Raw genomic sequence first — 24,306 nt, forward strand, 5'->3', positions numbered from 1 at the left:
ACGACGTCAATAACGACGTCGTTAACGACCTGAACTTACCGGTTCACACCACCTCTCATAAGGCGGTCCTATTCGGCCGGTTACGATGAATCGGCGCTTGACAGCCGCAAAGTCCACAGGAATCAGATCGACGCCAGAGCCAAAAACAACAAAGACGGCCTGCCGGCAGCCTAAGTAATTGTTATATATCGCATTTTATTGATTTATGACGAAAGTGGTTGCGGGGGCGCGCAACCGTCGATATCAGCAGGGCCTTTTCCAGGCAGCGGCATGATGGGCCAAGGTAGCCCAGGTTCGCGCTCGAAGGTTCGTTCCGGCGCCCGTCTTGTCTCACTTCGGTTCCCTGCCTTGCCGACCCAGCGAACGCCATAAAAAGAATACGGGCTTGCTATCCCCAATACCACCGTGGGCATTCCGATCTCATAGACCAACGGCCAAGTTGCGCCAGGAACCGGCGGGAGTGATGGAACGACCGCAACGGGGCCGAATGCTGCCAGTCCGTTATCAGGGCGGGCGAGCACCAATCCACGGGAAAAGTATCGTGGTCGCCCCGCTCTTAGGCGCCGGTGACGCGCCAGATGACGTCGCCCACATCGTCCGCCATCAACACCGCGCCGTCGGCCGCCAGCGCCACCCCGACCGGGCGGCCATAGGAATACTTCTCGTCCGCCGACAAGAAATCGGTGAGAACTTCGCGCGGCATCCCCACAGACTTGCCATTCTCGAAGGCGACGAACGCCAGCTTATAACCGGAGAGCTTGGAGCGGTTCCACGACCCGTGCTGGCCGATGGCCATGCCCGCCGGAAAGCCCGGCAGCGTCCCCTCGGGCAGCCAGCAAAGCCCCAGTGAGGCTGTATGCCCGCCCAGCGCATAATCGGGCTGCAGCGCCGAGGCCAACTTGGCGTCGTCCTGCGGCACCCGATCGTCCACCACCCGGTTCCAATAGCAATAGGGCCAGCCATAAAACCCACCATCGCCCACCGACGTCAAATAGTCAGGCGGCGTCTCATCGCCCAGCCCGTCGCGCTCATTGACAACCGTCCAGAGCATTCCTTCCTCGGGCTCCCAGGCCATGCCCACAGGATTGCGCAAGCCACTGGCAAAGATGCGGGACTGGCCCGATTCGAGGGCATATTCGTGAATGCAAGCGCGGCTTTCTTCCGCCGCCATGCCCTTCTCACCGATATTACTCAGTGACCCCACAGCCACATAAAGCTTGGTTCCGTCCTTGCTGGCAATTAGATTACGCGTCCAATGCCCGCCGGGCACCAGATCCATCAGCTTTCTACCCGGCTTGGTGATTCTCGTCGCGCCCGCCTTGTAGGGATAGGCCAGAAGCGCGTCGCTGGCCCCGACATAAAGCGTCTCCCCGACAAGCACGATGCCGAAGGGCTGCCGCACATTCTCGATATAGGCGTGACTTTCCTCGGCCACCCCGTCGCCGTCGGCATCGCGCAGCAGCGTCACGCGGTTGGGGCTGTTGCCAGAAGCGCGTGCCCGCTGCATCGTAGCCGACATGGCATGGTCGAACAAAGTGCGTGGATTTCCCGATTCACCCATCGATTCAGCCACCAGCACATCGCCATTGGGCAGCACATGCATATTGCGCGGATGCACCAGCCCCCGCGCAAAGGCATTGACCTTGAGCCCGGCGGCCGCCGTCGGCTTGTGCTCGCCCTCCCAGCCCTTGGCCGTTGGCATCTTCAACGTCGGTATCTTGCCCTGCGGTTTGGCCACCGGAATGACCGGCGCCGTGCCATAAACCGGCTCCCGCGAACCATCTCTCGAATGACGAATGGCAACGGCGCCCTGGCCGACAAGGGCAACAAAGCGGGCGAATAGGGAAGGCTCGGCCATGTATCGTCTCTAACAATGAGGGAAAACAAGGAGAGACCAAGACGCTAAAGCCTTTGCGCGGCCAGCACTAGAGGGCGGTGCGAAAAAATCACATAAGTGAGGGGACAGTAGTTTGGGGCAGATCTGGGGGCGCAACGTAGATCTTCGCGTCGGCATCAGCGATGTCCACTTCTCTATTCGGCGCGTTGAAGTCAAGCGCTTGGCGATGATTTCTCGGATCCCGATCGCCCCTGGTACTGTTCGATCCTGCAAATTAGCAGGGCCATTGTTCAGACGGGCCTTGCAATGCTCGAAGATCGATCGACGGTCGTCATTGCCTACCCTCTGGGTTGCATGAACTGGATCTACTTCCGAAGAAAGTTTGGAGACGCTAGTGTGCGGCCGCATTTCGTGAGCCTCAGGGCCTCGTACCCGTCAATCGTAGCCGCGGGACGGGGGCGAGCGTTCAGTCAAGAGGAACATGAGCGGATTCGGACCATGATTGCTGAAGGGTACGGCGAGCGGCCATTCAGCGACCTCGTCGTTGACACGGACAAAGGGGACTTCGCGACGACTCTGGAGCAGCTGGAAAGCAAGATGCGGCAGATGGTCTCAGCCTGACTGGACCGCTTTCGTCCGAACCTGCGTGAAAACGAGCCGTTCCGGCCCAACTCTCGCTCACTATGAAACCGAAGCCATCCAGGAGCGACAGGGAGAAGGCTGCATGACACAGCATCCATCGGGTCTTTTGATCTTCGGCAGCTCGTATGTTGGAAAGTCGACGCTGGCAGAGCGCCTTGGTCGGGCACTTGCGTGGCGTGTTGTTTCCTCCGACAGCTTGGCGCGGCATCCGGGTCGACCCTGGCCGGAGGTGCGAGCTCCTGTCGCCGAATATTATTCGCGCCTTACGGACGATACCATTTACTGGTTTCTCAGGACGCACCACGAAAACATGTGGCCGCTTGTCGGTCAGAAAATCGACGCCGAGCGTGGAGCAAAAGGCGGCTTTGTGCTGGAAGGCTCTGCGCTGCGCCCTGAGTATATCGTTACTGTGGACTGCAGTGACCTTCTGGTCGTTGGCCTTCATGCAGACAGGGACTTCCTGCAGGAGCGCATGCGCTCGGAAAGCCTCTATCGACACCAGGATGACCGAAATAAAGTCATCTTTGACAAGTTCATCGAACGCTCCCTGCGTGACAACGCCGCGGTCTGCGACGCTGCCAACAGGTACGGTTTGAGGCTCGTGAATGTCGCGGCTGTCGGGGCCCATGACCGCCTCTTTGAGGAGTTGTGTGTTGTCTTGGGCAGCAGCTCATCGCTGCCATGACACAGTGAATGTTTGTTGAGAAGCGGTACGTCAGAGGGCGGCGTTGTCCACCAAGCACTTGTTCGGCGGGTTCACGTTGGACTCCCGCTTGCCACCCCTTCTGCGATGGTGACGGAGGCGAAAGAGCGATCGATCATGTGCAAAAACGCGCATAACTGTGATAATCCCATTCGAACGGCTTGTCGGTAGTAACCGATATCCGCGGGGGGATTTTTATGGCAACCGATCAGGACATGGCGGATATGCGCCGTGTAGGCGAGAACACGAGGCGGCGGGGGCGGCCGACGCTGAAGACGATCTCCGAGATCACCGGCCTCGGTGTGACGACCGTTTCGCGCGCGCTCAAGAACGGCCCCGAACTGAGCGCCGAGACGCGGGCACGGGTGCGCTCCGTGGCGGACGACATCGGCTATCGGCCCAACCGGGCGGGCGTGCGGCTGAGGACGGGACGAACCTATGTCATCGGGCTCATTCTCGACCAGAGTGTGACCATCGCCGAATTCGAGCGTCGCATCATCCTCGGCGTCTCCAGCGTTCTTTTCGAGACCGACTATCATCTCGTCGTCATGCCGCTGCGCCAGGGAGCCGACGTGGTGGAGCCGGTCCGCTATTTCGTGGAGACGGGCGCGGCTGACGGCCTGATCTTCACCCATACGCAGCCGCGGGACGAACGGGTGCGCTATCTGTTGGCGCGCCAGTTCCCCTTCGTCACGCACGGCAGGACCGACATGGGCCTGACGCACGCCTTTTACGATTTCGACAATGAGCGCTTCATGGTCGAGGCGGTGGAGCGGCTCCGCGCGCGCGGGCGCCGGCGTCTGGCGCTCATCCCGCCGTCCGACAGCCTGACCTGTGCGTACCACATGTTTGACGGGTTTCTCGAGGCGACAAGAGACGCCGGGATCGAAGGCATCGTGGTGGAAGGCATCGATCTCGACAGCGATCCCTTGGAGTTCCGCGCCGTTGGGCGGCGGCTCGCCTCGGGACCGAATCCTCCGGACGGCTATATCTGTGCAAACGAGACCCGGGGCATTGCGTTGGTGGCCGGGCTTAGGGAGGCGGGCTTCGCCGTCGGAGCCGATGGCGATGTCATCGCCAAGGAGACATCGGACTTGCTCGATCACATCACGCCGGCCATCGATTCCTTTTACGAGGACTTGACCTTTGCCGGCGAAGAGCTGGCGCGGCTGCTCTTGAGGCGTATCGCCGGCACGCCGGTGAGCGAGCTGCAAACCATCGCCGCTCCGCACCTACACCCCCGCACCTGACCGCCCCCACGGATCGCCCTTAAAGCGCCATGCCGCTTTCGGGATCGAACAGGTGCATGCGATCCATGTGGGCGTTCAGCCGAATGGCCGAGCCGCTGACCGGCGCCGACATGCCGCTTGCCCGGCAAACGATCTCGGCATTGCCCAGACGGGCAAAGATGAGTGTATCGGAGCCCAGTGGTTCGGAAATCTCCACGGCCACATCGAGTGGCACCGCGCTTTCCCTTGCGCGGCTCTCCTCCGTCCACGTGTTGGTCACATCCTCCGGCCGGATACCGAGGATGACGGGTCTGCCGGCATGCCGTTGGTACCGCTGGGCCCTCGATTTAGGGATCGCGAGAGGAGGTCCGCCGACCGGGACGACCCGCAGCCCGTTACCCTCCTCGACCACTTGCGCCTCGATGAAATTCATCGTCGGCGAACCGATGAAGCCGGCAACGAAGCGGTTGGCCGGCCGTGCATACAGCTCCTCAGGCGTGCCGACCTGCTCGATGCGGCCGTCGCGCAGCACCACGATGCGGTCGGCCAGCGTCATCGCCTCCGTCTGGTCATGTGTGACGTAGATGCTGGTCACCTTGAAGCTCATGTGCAACCGTTTGATCTGCGTGCGCATCTCCACGCGCAGCTTGGCATCGAGGTTCGACAGCGGCTCGTCGAAGAGGAACACTTGCGGTTCGCGCGCGATCGCCCGCCCGATCGCCACGCGTTGGCGCTGCCCGCCCGAAAGCTGCTTCGGCTTACGGTCGAGCAATGCTTCGATCTGCAGGGTTTCTGCCGTCTTGCGCACCGTTGCCTCGACCTCCGCCCTCGGCGCATTGCGCATCTTGAGGCCGAAGCCGAGATTCTGCCGCACCGACATGTGCGGATACAGCGCATAGTCCTGGAAGACCATGGCGATGTCACGGTCGCGCGGCGGTACGTCATTCATCATCCGGTCGTTGATGACGATCTCGCCGCCGGTCACGCCCTCTAGCCCGGCGATCATTCTCAGGATCGTGCTCTTGCCGCAGCCGGACGGGCCGACCAGGACCATGAACTCACCATCGCCGATCTCGAAATCGACGCCGTGCACGACCTGCAGCTCCCCATATTTCTTGTACAACTGGCTGACTACGACATGCGCCACAGCTCTCTCCTCCGACTGGCCGTATGGCCATTGCCCCGTGATCATCCCTTGTTCTTCTCGACCGTCCAGCTGTGCACCTTGTAGGGCGTGAAGCTCCGGTCCGCCGGCCCTGCGCGTCCCTCGAGCAGGTCCACTTCGCCGCCAAGCCGCCAGCCCTCGGGCAGCGCCACGTCAGCCTCGCCGCGCGCGCCCGCAGGCTCATATATCCTGAGAACGAGCGCCTTGCCGTCCTCCGCAGGCTTAAAGGCACTCAAGCCCAGCGCCATGCCCTCCACGCGGGCCGCGGACCAGACCGTTTCGGCCGCGGCCTGGACGGATCGGCAGACAAGCGGCTGATTCAAATCCTCCGCTTCGGCCAAGACGCCGCCACTCAGCCAGTCGCTGCGATGCGGGAAGAGCGCGTAGGTGAAGCTATGGTGCCCCTCGTCCGCGATTGGGTCCGGAAAGACCGGGGCGCGCAAGAGGCTCAGCCCGAGCTCATTGCCGACGACATGGTGGCCGTATTTGCCGTCGTTCAGGAGGGCCACGCCATATCCTTGTTCCGAAAGATCGGCGAAGCGGTGCGCGGCCACCTCAAAGCGGGCCTGGTCCCATGAGGTGTTGCGGTGGGTGGGCCGCCGGACCACGCCATGGGCGCATTCGAAGGTGGCATGGTCGGAGCGGATGGCGAGCGGAAAGCGCGCCTTGAGCAGAATCCGGCGCTCGTGCCATTCGACGTCGGTCTTGAATTCCAGGCGCGCGGAGTTGGCCCACAGCCGCACCGTCTGGGTGATCGTGCTGTCGCGGAAGCGGCGGATGAACCGGATTGCCGCACGATGCGGCCCGCGCTCAACGATCTGCGCCGCCGCCGCCATGATCTCCTCACCTTGGGTTGTGTAGTTCTCCTCCACATCCCAGGCGTCCCAGTTGCGCGGTTTGTCGGTATAGGCCCAGATCTGGTTGCCGCGGCCCGCCAGCACTTCGCGCCCGGCGCGCTTGTCGTAGACGTTGGTAAGCGTGCCGTCCCGGGCAAACTCCACGCGAATGTCGGCGTTCTCCAGCCGTCCCTGCTCGACGGTCAGGCCGGAGGGCGGCTGGTCTTCGATGACCACGGCGGCCGAAAGCCCCGGAACCCGGCGCTCTCCGGCGAAGACCGAACCGCCTTCGACCGCCTGCCCGCCTGGCAGCGGCTGTGCCGAGGACATCCGCAGCGGCCGCGGCGAAAGGTCGGGGTTGACCGCGATGATGCCGTGCCTGCTCCCCGGCTGGACGACGCGGCGCGCGATCGCGGCAAGGTGCGTGTCGGATTTTTTCCGGCCGACTTCGACCACAAGAGCCAACTCGGATTCGGCAAGCTCATAGACCTCGCGGATGCTCGAGCCCGGCAGGATGTCATGGAACTCGTTGCGTAGGAGCACGCGCCATTGATCCTCGAGCGGTGCGGCGACCGGCTCGCCCGACAGCGTCGCCATGCTCGACAGGGTCTCCGCCGTGATCAGAGCGCGCTCCGCCCGGCGATGGAGGAACTTGGTGCGGCCTTGCGTGGTGAGCGTGCCGCGGTGCAGCTCCAGATACATCTCGCCGACCCAGACAGGCATGTCGGGATTGTCCTTCACCGCCTCGCGGACGCCCGCGTACCAATCTCCGACGCCGATCTGCTGCAGACCAGGGACAACTGGGAAATCCTGGAACTGCCGCGCGCGGTCGAGCATTTCCTGCGTCGGTCCGCCGCCACCATCGCCGTAGCCGAAGGCAATCAGGCTTTCCGGATTGAGGTCCTTGCCGCGGAAATTCTTCCAGGTCTCGATGATAGAGCGCGGACCAATCTCGGCGTTGTAGCCGCCGACCGGATTGTTGAAGGTGTGGGCGAGCACGCGGCTGCCGTCCAGCCCCTCCCACCAGAAGAGGTCGAAGGGCATCTCGTTGGTCTCGGACCAGTTGACCTTGATGGTGAAGAACCCTTCGACGCCCGCCTGCCGGAGTAGTTGCGGAAGTGCGGGCGAAAAGCCGAAGCAGTCCGGCAGCCAGCACACCGTATGGCGGCGGCCGAAGGTCCGCTCGAAATAGAGCTGGCCGTAAAGGAGCTGACGCACGAGCGACTCGCCCGTCGGCATGTTGGTGTCGGGTTCGACCCACATGGCGCCGTTCGGCTCCCACTGGCCGGCCGCCGCCTTTTCCTTGATGCGGGCGAACAGGTGCGGATCGTCCTCTTCCAGAAAGGCGTAAAGCTGGGCCGTCGACTGGTTGAAGCGGAACTCCGGGTTCCGGTCCATCAGGCCGACCATGGTGTGGAACGTGCGGTTGGCCTTGCGCCGCGTCTCATCGAGTGGCCACAGCCATGCGAGATCGATATGGGCGTGGCCGGTCATCGCCAACCCGCCGCTCGACGGGTAGCGTTCGCGCAGCGCCCGAAGCCTGCTTCTCAGGAATTGCGCGGCCGCCGCGACGGAGGCGCGCTCGGCCTCCTCGAGGCCCGGCGGCTGGTCGGCAAGCTCCGCCGGCAGTTGCCACACCCTTTGCATTTCAGCGCCAAGGGCGACCCGGGCGACATAGGCTTCCGTCGCCGTCGGCCATTCGAGCTGGGCAAGCGCCTCTTCGCCGGCGGACAAGAGGGCCGGCACCACCTCGTGCGTTTGCAGGACTTCCGCCGTCTCCGCCACCTGGTGCAAGAGCAGGGAAAACTCCGCCAACTCTGCCTCGATTCGGACCACCCTTGCCCGCTGAAGGCGCGCATCGCGGTTGGGAACGCCGAAGGGCAGGCGCGCCACGCAGTCCGCCGTGACGGAGAAGCGCCGCTCCCTGAGCGGAAAATTCTGATGGTTGGGGTCGAGGCCGAAGCCCTCGCTTTCCCCGTCCGCATAGGCAATCCGCACCAAACCTTCGCCGCCGAGATTGAGATCAAGGCGGCTTTCTTCAAGCGGCCAGTCGGCGGGCACCTGCGCGTCGCCATGCGAGAAGGCCGCGACGCCGTCACGCGTCGGCCAAGGTGTGCCGAGGGCAAGCGGCCGGCCGTTGAACGTCCACCCTTCGAGAGGAAAGCTCTCGCGGTCGATCCACAGTTCCAGTTCGGCAAGCCGCTTTCGCAGGCGGGTGATGCGTTGTTCAACGTTCAGTGTCATTTTTGAATCCTACGGTCGAAGCTTAGGAGAACGGTCAGCCCTTCACAGCACCGCTCATCAGGGCACCGACAATGAAGCGCTGCAAGACCAGGAACACCACCACGGCCGGCACGATGGAAATGACGCTCGCCGCGGCAAGGATCTGCGTGGAAGTCTGGCTGTAGGTGCCCTGGAAATTGAAAATGCCGACGGCGATCGGCAGAAGGCCTGGCTTGCTGATCAGGATGAAGGGGATGATGAACTGCGACCAGCCGAGAATGGCGTTGAGCACGAAGGCCGACGTCAGCCCCGGCAGGCTGAGCGGCAGGACGATGCGCATGAAGGCGCCGAAGCGCGTGCAGCCGTCGATCATCGCCGCTTCTTCAAGGCTCTGCGGAACGCCGTCGAGGAAGCCTTTCAGCATCCAGGTGAAGAGGGGGGCAGCCACCGCGATGTAGATCATCATCGCGCCCACGTGGCTGTCGGTGAGCCCCACCCGGTCCATATAGCGGTAGAGCGGCACCATGATGACCAGCGGCGAGATCATCTGCACCGCGAGCAACCCGATCATGGTGAGCTGCTGGTTGCGGAAGCGGAAGCGGGAAAGGGCGTAAGCCGCGGGTGCGGCGAAGAGCATGGCGCCGAAGGCGCCGCCGACAGCAAGCTTCAGGCCGTTCCACAGATAAATGGGGAAAAGTGGGTTGTTGAGTGCCGATGCGTAATTCTCCAAGGTTGAGTTCTTGGGCCACAGATTGATGTTGCTGACATAGATCTCCGCGCTGGTGCGGATCGACAGCGAGACGAGCCAAAGGAGTGGTCCGGCGAAGAACAAGCAGATGACGCCAAAGGCGACATAGGTGCCGATATCGGCAAGTCGTGTGCGGCCGATCGTGGTCACGGGTCAGAGCTCTCTGGGCAGCAAGCGGACATAGATGAGGGTGAAGACGATGCTGATCAGAAGGAGGACGACGGCCAGCACCGCGCCGTTTGACAGGTCGAAGTTGCGGAAGACGGTGTTGTAGGTGTAGAGCGCCAACACCTCCGTCGCTCGTCCCGGACCACCGCCAGTCAGCGGCAGAATGAGGTCGAACGTATTGAGGGTGAAGATGCTGATCAGGACCGTATTGATCAGCAGGATCGGTCGCAACTGCGGCAAGGTAATGTACCAGAACTGTTTGAGCGCCGTCGCCCCGTCCACCGACGCGGCCTCATAGAGGCTCGAGGGAATGACAACGAGGCCAGCATAGAGCAGGAGCATGCTGAAGGCCGTGCCCCGCCAGACATTGGCGATGACCGCCGACCACAACGCGATGTTGGGATCGGAAAGCCAGGCTACCGGCGACAGGCCGGCGCCGCGCAGAACGGCGTTCAAGAAGCCGTAGCTCGCCTCGTTGAACATCAGCTGCCAGACGATGCCGGCGGCCACCCCCGGCACGATCCACGCCGACAGGATGATGATGCGCACCACCGATACGCCGGGCAGACGCCGCCTGACGCCGCGATGCAGCGCCATGGCGACGAGCAGGCCGAGAACAAGCTGAAGGATCACGCTCGCCACGACGAACGCAAACGTCACCCAAAGGATGCCCGGCAGGTCCGGGCTGCGGATTACCGCCTTGAAGCTGTCGGTCGTATATGCGTATTCCGGGTTGAGAAGCGTGGCGTCGGTGAAGCTGTAGCGGATGACGTCGATCGCCGGATAGACGTAGGTCACGAACAGGAGCAGCGTGAGCGGCGCCAGCCAGACCAGGGGCCGTTCGGCCAGGTGCCACGCCTTCTTGTGCCGGGATCCGGTTCGGCTGGCGGCCCCCACGGCTGCATCCTGGCTCATGAAAGGTCCTCCGGGATTGACGCCAAGCAGCTACATCTTCGCGTAGGCGTCCATCACCCGGTTCCACGCGCCGTCCAGCGCAGCCTCGGGTTCCTTGGTTCCCGATAGGACCTCGCCCATCATGATCTGGATCTGGTTGGATATCTCGGGATAGATCGGCACTCCCGGGCGGGCGCGGCCGTTGACCAGATAATCCTTGAGCTTGTCAAAATAGGGATCCTGGAACTTCGGCAGCGAGGCGAACAGGCTCTCGCGCGTTGGCAGATCACCAATCACCTCGTTGGCCGGCCCCATATAGACCTCGCGCATGACATTGGCGCACATCTCGATCTTTTCCGCGTCGTCGGAGAAGGCGGCGATCGTCCAGCCGCCGGTGCCGGTCGCACGCTCGTCAGCCGTTGGGCCGGGAAGCTCTGAGACATCCCATTTGGCGAACGCTTCCTCCGGCATCGCCTCCTGCAGCTGGAAATACTGCCAGTGGCCGCCGAAGAACATGGCAGCACTTCCGGCGATCGCGGCGGCGTTGAAGTCGTTATAGTCCTTGATGGTGGCCACCCGCTGCGGCGCGGCGCCGCTGTCGACCAGGCCCTTGAAATAGTCGATCGCCCGCAGCATTTTTTCGCGGTTCTCGCCCTCGCCGAAGATCGGCTTTCCGTCCTCGTCAACCAGTTGGCCTCCCTGGGCCCAGAAATTGGCGAGCCAGTCGAAGGTGGTGCCTTCCCAGCGCCCGCCGTTGAACAGCACGCCCTCAACACCCGACTCTGCGGCTTCGAGCGCTGCGTTCTGCAACTCCTCCCAGGTCTCAGGCGCGTCCGCCACGATCTCGGTGTTGCGATAGAGCACGCGCAGATCGGTGCCCCACCACCAGGCATAGATGTGGCCGTCCGAGCCGGTGATGCCGTCGCGGATGAAGGGGAAGAGATCGTCGATCTCCTCCTGGCTGAAGAAGTCGTCCAGCGGCTTCAGGGCGCCGTTCTTGATGAACAGCGCGAGTTGGAACGAGTCGACGGTGACGCAGTCGGGCGCGCGGCCGGCGCGCGCCTGCTCAAGCAGTCGGGCATGCTCGCTGCCGATGTCCTGGCCGAAGAATTCGAACTGGATCTGCCAGTCGGGATGGGCCTCGGCAAAGGCCTGCCATACCTTCTCGAAGGCTGCCTTTTGTTCCGGGCTGGGATTATTGGGCGACTGGTTCGGATTCGCCCGCATGGTGAGCACGTTCGGTGCATCGGGACTCCCCACCCGATCGGTGGTCACCAGCTGCTGCGCGGCAGCACCGGCGGCAAGCCCGGCCAGTATGGTGCCGGCCAGGCACGCGGACAGAAACGTTTTGTGCATCGGACTCCTCCCTGTTGATGCTTTCCGGCCAGCGCCGGATCGCGCTCACTCCCGCGCCTGCGCGGCGTTCTCGGAGGGCGCCGCACTGGACAGGTTGAGGGCCAGTATGCCACAGACTTCTCAACCTGCAACGTTACAGATTGCATATTGGTGCAGGGTTTGCGGCGCAGCGCTTGTATTGGGCGTCGATCTTCAGGGTGTGGACGACGAGAACCAGCATCAGCAAGCTTGGGTTCTTACACGACCGGCCCGCACCGATCTAAGGCAGATCGTCCAGGTCACAGAAGAATAGGGGTGTGTCGATGCGCCATTATCCTGTCACCAAATGAGTACAGGAAGGTCCGTTCAGCGTCACCGTTTTGCTCGTTGCTCGCCGTTCGGCAAAAGGCCGCTCACCTTGAAAGCCTGACCTGAAAAGAGTTGAGTGATATCAGTAGGTTGTGGTTCCGTCGGATTTGCGAAGATTCGATGGCGTCGATGCATAGGCGTCTAGTCTGAATGCCACGAGATGGTACCGTAAGACCAGTGAGCAACGCCCCTGACTGGATTGGAATCGAGGAGGGCTATACCGATGAGGCTAGCGCATCAGGTGCTCCACACCGGCGATATCGTCGGCGAAAGTATCATCTGGTCACCCGGCGAAGAGGTGCTGTGGTGGGTGGACATAGTGGGGCGCCGCATTCACAGGTACTCCCCGTCCGCGCAGGAACACCGCTTCTGGCCCACGCCGGAGCTCGTCTCCTCCATTGGCTTGCGTCGGGGTGGCGGGTTGATTGTCGGATTGCGCCAGCGCGTCGCCTTCTGGAGGCCGGGCGGCGCGTTCGAGACCTTCGCTGTGCCGGAACCTGACCTCCCGCAGAACCGCCTCAACGAGGGCGTTGTCGCTCCGGACGGTTCTTTCTGGTGCGGCACCATGCAGAACAACGTCGCCGAAGACGGCTCTCCGAAGGAGATGACCGCCAGGACGGGCGCAATCTACCGCATCACGCCGGATGGCACTGTGACGCGGATGACCGACAGAGAGTTCGGGATCACCAACACCATGGTGTGGACCGACGACGGACGTTTCGTGACGGCCGACACACTGAAGAACCGACTCTATCAGTACGACGTGCTGCCGTCTGGACTTGGTCCGCGACGCGACTTCGGCCAACCGCTCGACCGGGGTCTCCCCGACGGGTCGACCCGAGACACGGACGGGCGCATCTACAATGCTCGGGTGGTCGACGGTGCTGCCATAGCGCGCCTCTCACCTGACGGCGGGCTCGAAGACTATTTCGATCTTCCCTGCCGGGCCCCCACAAGTTGCACCTTCGGTGGACCCGACCTTTCCACCCTCTACGTCACCTCGTCCCGCTTCGGTCTCTCGGACGACGATATAAGAACGCTTCCAGGCGAAGGCGCGCTTTATGCGCTGGATGTCGACGCCGCAGGCCTGCCGGCGCCGGAGTTCGGGTGAGCCGTCCTCAGCTGGGAAGCAGCAGGACGCGTGTCCACTGCCGTGGAGCAATTTGCACGGCTACGGTGCCGTCGCAGGCAAGTTCCTCGATCCTGTCACCGGCGAGGCTGGTCCGCCAAGCCCGGCGCGGCTGGAAAATTCCGCCGCCGAGGCGCGCCTCGACCGCCTCCGATTCCGGGTTGAGAAGGGTGAGCGCGATGCCCTCGCCCTCTCGCTCGAGAGCAGTCAGGAGTACGGGTGCGATATCGACCTCAATTAGGGTAGCTGCCGTACTGCGGGCCTCACCATGACCGGCATAGACATGTGCGGCCGGCGGATGGGCGTAGGGCAGCGCTTCCTGTGCCGCTATCCCCAGCGGACGCCGCTTTGAGGCCAGAACGTGGAAACGGAAGCGCAACCGTCCTCCCTGGTCCGCCTGGAAGTTGGTCATCCAGTAGTTGTTGGTGAGCCAGGCGAGCAGCGTGGGTGCCTCGCGCCTGACGCGCCCGTCCGGGTCCTTGAACCGGCCATAGGTAAACCCGCCCACCTGCCAGAGCGGCGCATCAGGACAGGCGACGGTCACTTCATGCGCCGGATCGGCGATGCGGACCCAGCGCTGGGCGGTGATGTAGTGCCTGCTCGCGTAGGGCAGCTGCTCGGCATCAAGCCGCACCGTCGCGCCGCTGCTCTCGAAATCGCACTCCCACGGCATCCGAAGCGCCGTCGGAAGCGGCAGGTAAAGCGAATGGGGGGCAGCGATCGGCTGCTTGTCAACAATGGCCTCGATTTCGAGCGCCGCGTCGTCCGGCACCAGCCGGTAGATCACGCGCACCCTGTCGCCATTGCCGAACGCGAATGATTGACCGATCTCGGCGCGACCGCGCTCCACGATGGCCTGAGGCTCGCCCTCGCGCCCGGCGGCCTGACGATCCGCCTGCCAGTCGCGGTGCCATGCCTCGTGCCAGTCAGGCGAGTCGATCTTGATGCGGTCGAAGATCGCATCGCGCGTTCCGGCCGTCACGACTTCCAGCACCGGCACCCCGAAAGCCAGTCCGCCCGGCCCCTGGCCCGCATATTCGACGCCGTCGCGGGTGAGCGAGTTGAGCCCGCCGGTCGCCGGGTCGATCTCGACGCTGACGAGGCCGTTGGAGAGCACCCCGGCTTCGGCTGTGAGCGCGCCAGTCGCGGGCTTCAGCGCGGCCGCCGGTATGGTGACATAGGAGAGCGGTGGCACCTCGACCGGCGCGCTCCAGAAGGCGCGCTCGTCCGCTAGATCGGACATGTGCACGTCCTGGCGCTGGATACGGTGCGAGGTCGGCCCATGCGGCACGAACTCCTCAACCCCAAGCTCCCGGTCCGGCGCGGGTGCGCCAGCCAGCGGCGGCAGGTATGGTAGCCTCAGGCTGCGCTTTATCGGCACGGGATGGGGGTTGTAGACCAGAACGCGTGGCTCCTCGCCGCCGGCCTCCGCGGCCAGAGTCTCGAGCCCGTCCCGCCGCAGCATGCGCCCGATCGAAGCGCCCTGCAGCGCCTGCATGAGCTTGAGGAGCTGCTGCGTCCGCGTCTCGGGCGAATTGACGTTCCACACTGACCTGTCGGCGCCCCAGGTGTGCTCGGCAAAAAGCGCCAATGCGCGCTGCGCCTCGCTCACATTGTCCGAAAAGCGTAGAGGCTCGGCCTTTAGCCAAGCCCTGAGCGAAAGCGCCTCGCTCAGGTGGCGCTGGCCTTGGAGCGCTTCAGCTGTCTCATGAGCCGTGCTGCCGGCGCCGAAGTTCCACCAGTCCGTCCAGTCGCCGCGCATCAGTGGCAGCCGCTCTTCCGGCTCTGCCCGCAAGCGGTCGAAGAAGTCGGAAAGCGTGATGAACCGCAGGCGCACCTCAGGATCGGTGTCGTTGAAGCGCCGGATGAAATCGGGTAGCACCGCCTGCGGCGAGCCGTTGTCGTGGTAGCGGATATTGGTGATCTGCATCATCAGGAACGGGTGCGGGTAGCCTCGCTCCTCCCAGAACCTGGCCCAGGCCGGCACCTTGACCCGAGCCTCTTCGAGGTCGACCGGCACCTTCATACTGACGTCGCTCGTGACCCCATAGATGAAGCCGTTATAGGCGGTGATCGTGCGCCCGCCCGGTGCCTGCCAGCGGAAGGCGCGCGGCCAGGGCCTCAGCGCATGGCCGAAATGCTCGTTGATGGCCATGGAGATGCCGGAAATGCCGTGGTCGAGCAGCGCATCGACGACGCCCCAGGGGAGGCCGTTGACGTCCGTGTTCATCGCCGAGCGAACCGGTATGCCGAGCTCGCGGAAGAACTTTATGGGCCTGAGCACGTCGACGACCATGGCGTGGTCCATGAGCGGCGTCATGTGCCACAACATGCCGGCGACCTCGATCTGGCCGCGCCCAACCGCGGCCATGAACCGGTCGCGGTTGGCATTGTCGGCGCGATTCCACCAGTCCTCCGTGATGCCGGTAACCTCGCAGGTCCAGCGGCAGCATATTATACTTGCCATACCCAAGTTGGCGGGAGGGTGCTATGATGCACTCTGACCGGGGGAATCAGTTCGCACCCGGCAGGCTATGGAGCTTGTTGGATATGCTGGAAGTGAAGGCAAAGGCGTTCGCGCTTGCTGTTGATTACATTGCGCAGTTATCTGTTGCCAAATTTCAACCAGGCAACCAGCCCGACCTTGAGCAAGCTGCGGATGCGGTTATGCCTGCGATTAGCGAAATCCGCCACGCAATGGAGGTACTTGGACTGGACACTGCGATTGTGTCGCTGGACAGAGTGGAAGAGGTACTTTCTTCGCAGACTGTTCGCTTTTCCGTTCTGCAACATAGAATCGACGAGTTGCGCGGCCGTTTTTACGATGGGCTCGGTAATCAGTTCTTTCTCGCCATCGCGCCAAGCCACGTTTCGCTTTATGAGGGAGGGCGTCTCTTCGGCGATGAAGTCGCGGTAAAATTCCCATCGATAAGTGACGAGATAACAGAAGCGGGAAAGTGCCTCGCACTCGACCGACCAACAGCCGGAGCATTTCATCTGATACGTTGCTTCGAGGCTGCTATCAGAGCAATGAGCCGATGTCTGGGCATCCCCGATCCGATTAAGGGGACGGATCGGAATTGGGGTAACGTTCTTAGGACGATTTCAGCTGAAATCGAACAGCGCTGGCCTAAGGCGACTCGTCTGCGCGGCGATGCGCTACTATTCGAATCGTTTCACGCTGTGCTAACAGCGATGCAGAATCCATATCGCAATTCGACCATGCACCTCGAAATCAAATATACAGATGCTGAGGCGCGCCACCTCTTTGAGATCGTAAAGGGGTTTATGCAGAAGGTGGCTAGTCGGATGGATGAGAGCGGCCTACCGTTGGCTTGAGGACGCGCTTTACGGCGTTCTCAAAATCCTTCCCATTCTCATCCGCGCCAAGCTCCCGGGCGGTCGCCTTGAATCGCTCCGATTGCTCTTTCTGACTAAGTTTTTTTGCCTTTTTGCCGCTTGGCTTTGGGGCGGTATTTGGACGGTCGCCAGATGCCATAGGATGCCTCACCTTGCACTAGTCGTTTCATAGGTCAGTCGCTTGCCGACGACACCATCAAGGATGCGGCCGGCGCGAGCAACGTCATTCACGCCCAACGCTACCCGCTTGTTGTGGCGGAAATCGAACTCGGCCAGATAGCGGTGAAGGTGCTTCTCAGCACAATGCTGATAGGTGCCACGCATGCCGCGCTTGAAGATCGAAAAATAGCTTTCGATGGTGTTGGTGTGGACGCCACCGCGCACATATTCGCCAGCCGAATGCTTGACGGTCATATGGTCCAAGAAGGCCGCGCCGACGGTCTGATAGAGGCGGCTTTCGTCGGTGAACAGCATGCTTTCGACAACGATGTTTTCCGATACCAGAACTGAGACATTTTCCTTGGTTGCCGATGCGACATGGAAGGTCCGAACCGAACCTCCTCGCTCAATGAGGCCAAGAACGGCGCGCTTGTTCGAAGGCCCACCCTTGCCGCGCTTGATGAAGGGCTCGCCGCTGGTCCTAGTGGTGCGTTTGTCGGCGCGCTGGCCGAAATATGTTTCGTCCGCCTCGACAATCTCGCCGTTACCGCCTAGCGGACCGAGCGAACCGTCTCGCATGGCTTCGCGAATACGGTGCGACATGAACCACGCGGTTTTCAGGGTCACGCCGAGAGTGCGGTGAAGCTGGTTGCTGGAAATACCCTTCTTGGATGAAGCCATGAGAAAGATTGCCTGCAACCAATAATGCATCGGTACATGGCTGGCCTCAAAAATGGTTCCGATCTTCACGGTGAACGGCTTGCGGCACTGGTAGCACTTGTAGGTGCCGATCCGGGTGCTCTTGCCTCCCATCTTGGAAATGCGCTCTACGCCGCCGCAATGTGGGCAAACCGGCCCGTCAGGCCAAATCCTGGCCTCTACAAACTGGTAGGCGGCAGCTTCATCGTGAAAGTGTTTATCTGAAAGAACGGACATTTCCCTAACTCCTTATGGAATCAATATAATCCATCGGATTGGGTATGGCAAGTATAATATGCTGAATTTGTTCTTAACTAGTTTCTGCCGTCGTTACGATTCCCTGACTAGGGTCGATTCCGGTAGGGGGCGAAATGACGTCTAAGCGCCATGGCAACGTTCACACGACGGGGATATGGCTGGTTTCCGCCACACAACGGGGGTTGGGCGGGCACCTAGTCGACGGCATGGTGCGACCCAAGTTGAAATCGACCGCTAAGCTGTGGTCGTTGGATCCGCAATATACACCAGGGTATAGACGTAGGACTTCGGTCCCTTCCGACTGACCCAAACGCATTCTGGCGGAAAGTCAGCCTGGATATGTGGCGGCACATCCCACGGCCGCCCCATACAAGACCGGGTCGTCTCGTCCCATGCCACCCAACCCAACTCGGTCCGAAATGTAATCCAATGATCTTGATCCTGTCGCTGATAGGCGACGTTACCAGCGGCGTCGATCCTCCACCGAAACGTATACACCAAATCATCCGACTGTCGGCGAAGCTGGAACCACTCACGATCCGTCATGCCCCAGGCTATGCCAGTTGGTGTCCGCATTCCACCCCTGCTGTGACAGATGGGAACCGGAAAGATCGACCCATTGCAGTCGCTCTTTCAAATGCGACCGAAGGACAGGAATTTGTAGGCGGTCGCGACATTAGCCGGCGTCTCGCATCCATGCGACGAGCGCCAAGAGTGCACCGATGATTGTCACGCCCGCACCAACGAGAGGGAGTGAGCCCAGCCGCAAATCGCTGTCGATAACCTGACCGCCAATCCATGCCGCGAAGGCGGCGGCGATTTGGAACCCGGAGGCGTTCAGGGCAATACCGAGTGTCGGCGCGGACTTGCCGGTGAGCAGGACCCTTGTTTGCATGCCCGGGATCACCGAGAAGGCCAGGGCGCCGATCACGAACACCATGACCGCGGCGGTAAGATGGAACTGCCCGGCGAGCCGGAACAGCGCCAGCGCTGCAGCCAGGCTCGCGAGCAGACCGATGATGGACGGCATCAGCGCCCGGTCCGACAGCCATCCGCCGGCAAGGTTTCCGAGCGTGGCGCCGATGCCGTAGATCAGAAGCAGCGCTGGCACGGTCTCGGGGGCGAACCCGCCCACCCTAGTCAAGAGCGGTGCGAGATAGACGAAGACCATCAGGACTCCGGCATTGCCCACCGCGGTCATGGCAAGGGCGAGTTGCAGATCGCGGCTCTTCAGGACGCGAAGCTCGCTGACGACCGAGCCCGTGGTCGGCACGCCGCGGACCGGGACGAGCTTCACCAGAAGGGCAAGCGCGACGGTGGCGAGAATGGCGATGGCCAGGAACGTCGCGCGCCACCCGAATTGCTGGCCGATGACGGTGCCGAGCGGCGCGCCGAGGATCATCGCCAGATTGAAGCCGAGCGCCACCTTCGCCACGGCTGAAGCCTGCCTGCCCGCCCCGGCGAGTGAAGCGGCGACGACCACGACCATCGCAAAGAAGGTGGCGACGACAAGCCCGCTGATCAGTCTCGCTGCAAGCAAAGCGACATAGTTCTGTGCCACCGTCGCGAAGAGGTTTCCGATGACGAACACGGCGAGAAGTGCCGCGATCAGCGGCTTGCGTGGGATGCCGACGGTGAGCAGCGTGAGCACCGGTCCGCCGAAGATCATGCCCACTGCGTAGGCCGTCACCAGATGGCCGGCCGAGGGGATCGAAACCGACAGGTCGGCCGCGACTTCCGGCAGGATGCCGGCGATGACGAACTCGGCCGTGGTGACCGAAAAGGCGCAGAAGGTAAGCGTCAAGATTGAGAGCAGCGTTGGCGGCTCACGCCGATAGTCTGAGGCTTTGACGGTTTCGGTATCCATACTGACCTCGTTCCGGGATATCGCCCCGGAAACTAGTCAAGGAGGCTTTTGTCTTATATGACATAAATCCCTCGATTTCTGCCAAAAGAGGGTCTCATGAATGACCGCCGCGCGATTGCCTTTGTTCTGTTCGATCAGGCCCTGGCGCTGAACCTCAATGGCCCCGCCGAAGCCTTCAGCGTGGCCAACCACTTGCTCGGTAGCGAAGGCGCTGGATATGATCTCCTATTCCTGTCCGAGGCCGGAGGCCTGGTGCGGACGAGTTGCGGCCTTGCGGTTGAGACCGAAGCCCTCGGAACGGCTCCTCCCGGCACGATAGACACGCTGATCGTCGTCGGCGGGCTGGAGGCCTGGGCTTTCACGCGGGAAACACCGCTCGTACGATGGATCAGGCGGGCGTCGAAGTCGGTGCGGCGGACCTGCAGCATCTGTAACGGCGCCTTCCTGCTCGCGGCGGCTGGGCTGCTCGAGGGGCGCCGCGCGGTGACGCACTGGTGCGAGGTCGAGCGGCTGAAGACTATGTATCCAGGGGTGCAGATCGAACTGGACCCGATCTATCTCAGAGACGGTGCGATCTGGACAGCGGCGGGGATGAGCGCCGGGATTGATCTCGCGCTCGCCCTCATCGAGGACGACCACGGTCGGCGCACCAGCCTGTCGATGGCGAAGGAACTGGTTGTCTTCCTTCACCGGCCGGGCGGGCAGGCGCAGTTCAGCAGCGCGCTTGCCGCCCAAACGCGACTAGGAACGGTGCCGCCGGCCGCCAGGCTGGCGGAGCTTCCGATGTGGGTTATGAACAATTTGAATGCCGATCTCAGTGTCGATGGCCTGGCAAGGGCGGTCGGCATGAGCCCGCGGAGCTTTGCCCGCAACTTCGCCCGGTGGCATGGGGATACACCGGCAAAGCTGGTCCGAGAGCTGCGCATAGAAGCGGCCTGCCGACAGCTTGAGGAGAGCGACAGCGAGATCAAGCTGGTAGCCGATCTCTGCGGATTCGGCGATGAGGAGCGCATGCGCCGGGCTTTCCTGCGCCGCCTCGGCATCCCGCCCGCGGCCTACCGGGAGCGGTTCGGGCGCGGCGGACCTGAAGCCAATCAGGATCGTGACTGGTCAAAGCGGCGCGCCCTTGTGTCTGAAACTGTATGAAGTGCTCCGCAAACAATCTCCAGCAACGTCCGCTCAATTGGCGGAACAGTCACTTCCCAATCAGAGGAATTCATCGACTGGATTCTACGACCGTTAAGGGGTGCCACATAGCGCTGATAATTCAGTGCCATCTAGCACTGGCAGTCACAGAGGGGAAGTTACGCAGGCCCCGCGGCCTGCGGCATCTCGTCCCGTGCGTGCCCGATGTAGGTTTGACCATCGGAACTCAATTCGAACAGAATGCCTCCCCGATTGGCAAGAATTGCAGCCTGTTCCTCCGTAACGGAGACTGAACCCTCCGCCAGCTTTGCAGGCCGCTTCTTGCCGACCACGCGGGCAAAGACCTCAACCCGGTAGTCGCCCGCCGTGAATTCGTATTCCGGCTGATGAACGGACAGGACGAAATGATGGTTCAGCACAACCCCGGTCCGCCCCACATACAAGCCGCTGCCGGGAGATAGCTGGGTTGTCTCACCGTAGCCCCAAAAGCTGAAAATCTGCTCGCTGTCTCGGTGGTGGAGTTTGGCGAACATCCCTTCGACCACCTGCCCCCGGATTGCGGTGCTGTACAGGAGAGCGCGAAGGAAGATTTTCGCGGTTGTTTTCGGCACATGGTCGAAGCCGCAAAACACTATAGCTGGCCTTGTCATGGCCAGTCGGCCACGCCGGAACAGCGTGAGCCATGCCGTCGCCACGGAAATGCAATAGCGACAAGACGGCAATCGTAACGCTCACAGTTGCCATAGGACGCCCCCTCCAAAGTCCGATATCGGAATGACATCGAGAGGGAGGAAATGCAACTTGATGCCCCTTTTCCACCCGTTCGCGACGGCTGTGAACGCGAAAAATCGACCCCTTGCAGGCCTTCCCGGAGTCAATAGCCACGGCAAGTTCGCACCATTTACCCGACCTTCACAGCTAGGTGCAGTATGTAGCCGGTTGAACGCTTTCCGGTTGCTCCAAATCGTCACGATGCGATCTGAAACTGAGGGGCCGACATTCGCCTCCCTGGAATGTCTGATGCGACTCCGTCATGATCGCTCTGCCTTTTCGAGCGACACTTCCGGGGCCGGTCGTGCCGCGCAGATGATAAGGGTAGGCCAGGCGGTGCAGCGCATCCACCCGACAACCTTCCTTTTTGCGGCGCGCGCCCTGCGCGACATGGGCGATGGCTTCGTGGCCGTGCTGTTGCCGGTTTATCTCCTCGCATTAGGCTTTGCGCCTCTGCAGGTCGGGATCATCGCTACGGCATCGCTTCTTGGCTCTGCACTGTTGACCATGGGAGTCGGGTTCCTGGGCGTCCGTTGCGGTCACCGCCAACTCCTGTTCGCTGCCGCCAGCCTGATGGTTGCCACAGGCGTGGCCTTTGCTGTCGTCAACGACTATGCGCTGCTTCTGGTGATCGCGTTCGCAGGCACCATCAACCCCTCGGCCGGCAGCGTCAGCGTGTTCGTGCCATTGGAGCATGCCGTGCTCACGCGCGAAGTCACTGATGCTGCGCGAACCAGGATATTCGCGCGTTACAGCCTTGTGGGTGCGCTGGCAGCCGCGGCTGGCGGGCTCGCTTCGACGACGCCTGATCTTGTGGCTTCAGCAGGCATCGACCAACTCACCGGCATCAAGGCAATGTTCGTGCTCTATGCGTTCCTGGGCCTGCTTGGTGGCTTCCTCTATGGGCAGATCCCGCAGCGCCGTCCAACGGCCGCCTCTGGCACCGCGACCGCGCTCGGCCCCTCGCGCAAAATTGTGTTCAAGCTGGCGGCGCTGTTCAGCCTCGATGCGTTCGCCGGAGGCTTCGTCGTCCAGTCGCTGCTCGCGCTGTGGCTTTTCGAGACATTCAACCTATCGCTCGCGGAGGCGGGCCTTTTCTTCTTCTGGTCCGGCGTGCTTTCGGCGTTCTCGTTCCCCGTTGCCGCCTGGCTGTCCCGGCATATCGGGCTCATCAACACAATGGTGTTCACCCATATTCCGTCCAGCCTCGCTCTGATGCTGGCGGCACTGGCGCCCACGCTCCCCCTTGCGCTCGCCCTTCTGCTGATCCGCGCCGCGCTTTCGCAGATGGACGTTCCGACGCGGTCTTCCTACGTGATGGCCGTCGTCACGGAGGCGGAGCGGCCGGCGGCCGCGAGCTTCACATCGGTGCCGCGCAGTTTGGCCGCCGCAGCTAGCCCCGCACTGGCCGGTGCCCTGTTCGCTGCCTCGTTCCGAGCTTGGCCCTTGCTCATCTGCGGCGTCCTGAACATCATGTACGATCTACTGCTGCTGATGCAGTTTCCGGCACCTCAAGGCGCCCGAGGAACGGTGATGCAGCCTCCACTGGCGCTTCCCCGGTGCAGCAAGTCAGCCGGTCCCCAGGAAGCACGTGCGCGCGGCCAGGTACGACCGTACGACGGCCGATCAAACCAAAAGCCAGGCGCTGGTTCTGCGACGAGGTCGAAGCGAGCACAATCGGATGAGGGGAGCGCTGGGGTGGTGACCGGTGGACAGCGCGCGGCGCCTCCTTGGCCGGATCTCCGCTTCGCACGTCCGCGCGGTTAATCTCAATTGGTTCACCTGACTCATGGAGATCAGCTAATGCCGTCGAAAGCTTTGACCTTCGCCGGTCTTCATCCAATATGCGATAGCAGCCTGAGGAACATGGGCGTGGAAAGACGCCATTGCGCGATGCACAACGAGCGAGAGATATTCGCCTTCTTGTTCAGCCTTGCGGAGACTTCCATGGATCCTGAAGGTGTCGTTGCGGCATGCCTGTTGCGAGACGGCCAGCTTTTGGCGTCGAGCGCCAGTTCGGATGATGGGTGCCATCACGCCGAATATCGGATTATCCAGCACCTTAGGGCGCATGGCATTGCCGCGGACGAGCGATGTGTTCTCTACACAACTCTGGCGCCATGCAGCGAGGCGTCGGGGGTCAATGACGGCCGCGACTGCACTACCAACCTTCTCGAAGCTGGCGTTCGTCATGTTGTCTTTGCGGCCGATGACCCCGAATACGGCAGGAATGCGAAGGCCCGATTCGGAGCGGCAGGAGGGACCTTTCGCAAGACTGACGACCGAGAACTCGTGCGACGTGCCGCACGGCTCTTCAATGCCACCATTTCCCGCGACCTTTCTGGTCTTCACCTGCCGCGGGAAAGGAAACTCGATGACGACACATGAGCAGGTGTCATGTCGTGTCGGGAGACCGCATCATCCGGACCGGGGAAGTGCCGCACCAACTATTTTCCGCTCGCGCGCTCGCTGCGCTGGTCGGTAGCCCGCAGGCTATTGTGATGTCTTGAGTTTGCGCCGGAAACGACCGCTCCTGTGGCGCAAACGGGGTATTCCAATCAGAGAGACAAACGGCGACTCACCACCCGATCACGACCTCCAGCGCACCACACGAACGGCAGCGTTGTGTCATATCCGGCCGGATCGCCAGCCGTTTCACCGTCGGCGCAACAACTACTAACTAGTCACGTGAATCTAAAGTTCGCCACATAAGGTCTGCTCTGTTTTTTGGCAGAAGCGTTTGACTGATGAGAGGATCTCGTCGGCGG

At 62.1% G+C, this 24,306-nt stretch carries 16 protein-coding genes and 1 pseudogene; 7 read left to right on the forward strand and 10 right to left on the reverse strand.

Annotated features, from left to right (window positions below):
- Nucleotides 1-556: 556 nt before the first annotated feature.
- Nucleotides 557-1,858, reverse strand: coding sequence for a PQQ-dependent sugar dehydrogenase (locus GM910_RS23910; RefSeq protein ID WP_159592574.1), 1,302 nt, complete (start codon nt 1,856-1,858; stop codon nt 557-559).
- A 703-nt stretch (nt 1,859-2,561) separates the two neighbouring features.
- Between GM910_RS23910 and GM910_RS23915 the strand changes: the two genes are divergently transcribed.
- Complete coding sequence (locus GM910_RS23915) at nt 2,562-3,164, forward strand: nucleoside/nucleotide kinase family protein (protein ID WP_159592577.1); 603 nt, start codon at nt 2,562-2,564, stop codon at nt 3,162-3,164.
- Nucleotides 3,165-3,379: 215 nt separating this feature from the next.
- A complete protein-coding gene (locus GM910_RS23920) occupies nt 3,380-4,432 on the forward strand; it encodes a LacI family transcriptional regulator (RefSeq protein ID WP_159592580.1) in 1,053 nt (350 codons plus the stop codon).
- 19 nt (nt 4,433-4,451) lie between these two features.
- On the opposite strand, the gene GM910_RS23925 is transcribed toward GM910_RS23920, so the two are convergent.
- From GM910_RS23925 to GM910_RS23945, 5 genes are read right to left on the reverse strand one after another with little or no spacing between them, the layout of a single operon-like run.
- On the reverse strand, nt 4,452-5,558 hold the full coding sequence (locus tag GM910_RS23925) for an ABC transporter ATP-binding protein (protein ID WP_159592583.1): 1,107 nt from the start codon (nt 5,556-5,558) through the stop codon (nt 4,452-4,454).
- 41 nt (nt 5,559-5,599) lie between these two features.
- On the reverse strand, nt 5,600-8,656 hold the full coding sequence (locus GM910_RS23930; RefSeq protein WP_159592586.1) for an alpha-mannosidase: 3,057 nt from the start codon (nt 8,654-8,656) through the stop codon (nt 5,600-5,602).
- A gap of 34 nt (nt 8,657-8,690) precedes the next feature.
- Complete coding sequence (locus GM910_RS23935; RefSeq protein WP_425482725.1) at nt 8,691-9,533, reverse strand: carbohydrate ABC transporter permease; 843 nt, start codon at nt 9,531-9,533, stop codon at nt 8,691-8,693.
- A gap of 3 nt (nt 9,534-9,536) precedes the next feature.
- Nucleotides 9,537-10,466 carry a carbohydrate ABC transporter permease gene (locus tag GM910_RS23940; protein ID WP_159592589.1) on the reverse strand — a complete coding sequence of 310 codons (930 nt, stop codon included), beginning with the start codon at nt 10,464-10,466 and terminating at the stop codon, nt 9,537-9,539.
- Nucleotides 10,467-10,496: 30 nt separating this feature from the next.
- A complete protein-coding gene (locus GM910_RS23945; protein WP_159592592.1) occupies nt 10,497-11,801 on the reverse strand; it encodes an extracellular solute-binding protein in 1,305 nt (434 codons plus the stop codon).
- A gap of 571 nt (nt 11,802-12,372) precedes the next feature.
- On the opposite strand from GM910_RS23945, the gene GM910_RS23950 reads away from it, so the two are divergent.
- Nucleotides 12,373-13,260, forward strand: a complete 888-nt coding sequence (locus tag GM910_RS23950) for an SMP-30/gluconolactonase/LRE family protein (protein WP_159592594.1) — start codon at nt 12,373-12,375, stop codon at nt 13,258-13,260.
- 7 nt (nt 13,261-13,267) lie between these two features.
- Here the strand turns inward: GM910_RS23950 and GM910_RS23955 are convergent, their stop codons facing one another.
- Nucleotides 13,268-15,745, reverse strand: coding sequence for a glycoside hydrolase family 38 N-terminal domain-containing protein (locus tag GM910_RS23955; protein WP_159592597.1), 2,478 nt, complete (start codon nt 15,743-15,745; stop codon nt 13,268-13,270).
- A gap of 23 nt (nt 15,746-15,768) precedes the next feature.
- Here GM910_RS23955 and GM910_RS23960 point away from each other — a divergent pair, with 23 nt between their 5' ends.
- Nucleotides 15,769-16,617, forward strand: coding sequence for a hypothetical protein (locus GM910_RS23960; protein ID WP_159592600.1), 849 nt, complete (start codon nt 15,769-15,771; stop codon nt 16,615-16,617).
- Between the two features lie 168 nt (nt 16,618-16,785).
- Here the strand turns inward: GM910_RS23960 and GM910_RS23965 are convergent, their stop codons facing one another.
- On the reverse strand, nt 16,786-17,733 hold the full coding sequence (locus tag GM910_RS23965) for an IS1595 family transposase (RefSeq protein ID WP_159592603.1): 948 nt from the start codon (nt 17,731-17,733) through the stop codon (nt 16,786-16,788).
- 697 nt (nt 17,734-18,430) lie between these two features.
- Nucleotides 18,431-19,621 (reverse strand): MFS transporter, encoded by a 1,191-nt coding sequence (locus tag GM910_RS23970; protein ID WP_159592606.1) that lies wholly within the window; start codon nt 19,619-19,621, stop codon nt 18,431-18,433.
- A 96-nt stretch (nt 19,622-19,717) separates the two neighbouring features.
- Here GM910_RS23970 and GM910_RS23975 point away from each other — a divergent pair, with 96 nt between their 5' ends.
- Nucleotides 19,718-20,767, forward strand: a complete 1,050-nt coding sequence (locus GM910_RS23975) for a GlxA family transcriptional regulator (RefSeq protein ID WP_159592609.1) — start codon at nt 19,718-19,720, stop codon at nt 20,765-20,767.
- A gap of 158 nt (nt 20,768-20,925) precedes the next feature.
- Here GM910_RS23975 and GM910_RS23980 read toward each other — a convergent pair whose 3' ends face one another.
- Nucleotides 20,926-21,300, reverse strand: coding sequence for a hypothetical protein (locus GM910_RS23980; protein ID WP_159592611.1), 375 nt, complete (start codon nt 21,298-21,300; stop codon nt 20,926-20,928).
- Between the two features lie 553 nt (nt 21,301-21,853).
- Between GM910_RS23980 and GM910_RS23985 the strand changes: the two are divergent.
- Both GM910_RS23985 and GM910_RS27905 read left to right on the forward strand, forming a co-directional pair.
- Nucleotides 21,854-23,072, forward strand: a pseudogene (locus tag GM910_RS23985) (MFS transporter).
- Nucleotides 23,073-23,485: 413 nt separating this feature from the next.
- On the forward strand, nt 23,486-23,926 hold the full coding sequence (locus GM910_RS27905) for a nucleic acid/nucleotide deaminase domain-containing protein (RefSeq protein WP_425482726.1): 441 nt from the start codon (nt 23,486-23,488) through the stop codon (nt 23,924-23,926).
- Nucleotides 23,927-24,306: the final 380 nt, after the last annotated feature.

Source organism: Chelativorans xinjiangensis (genome assembly GCF_009812055.1).
GTDB classification, from domain to species: domain Bacteria; phylum Pseudomonadota; class Alphaproteobacteria; order Rhizobiales; family Rhizobiaceae; genus Chelativorans; species Chelativorans xinjiangense.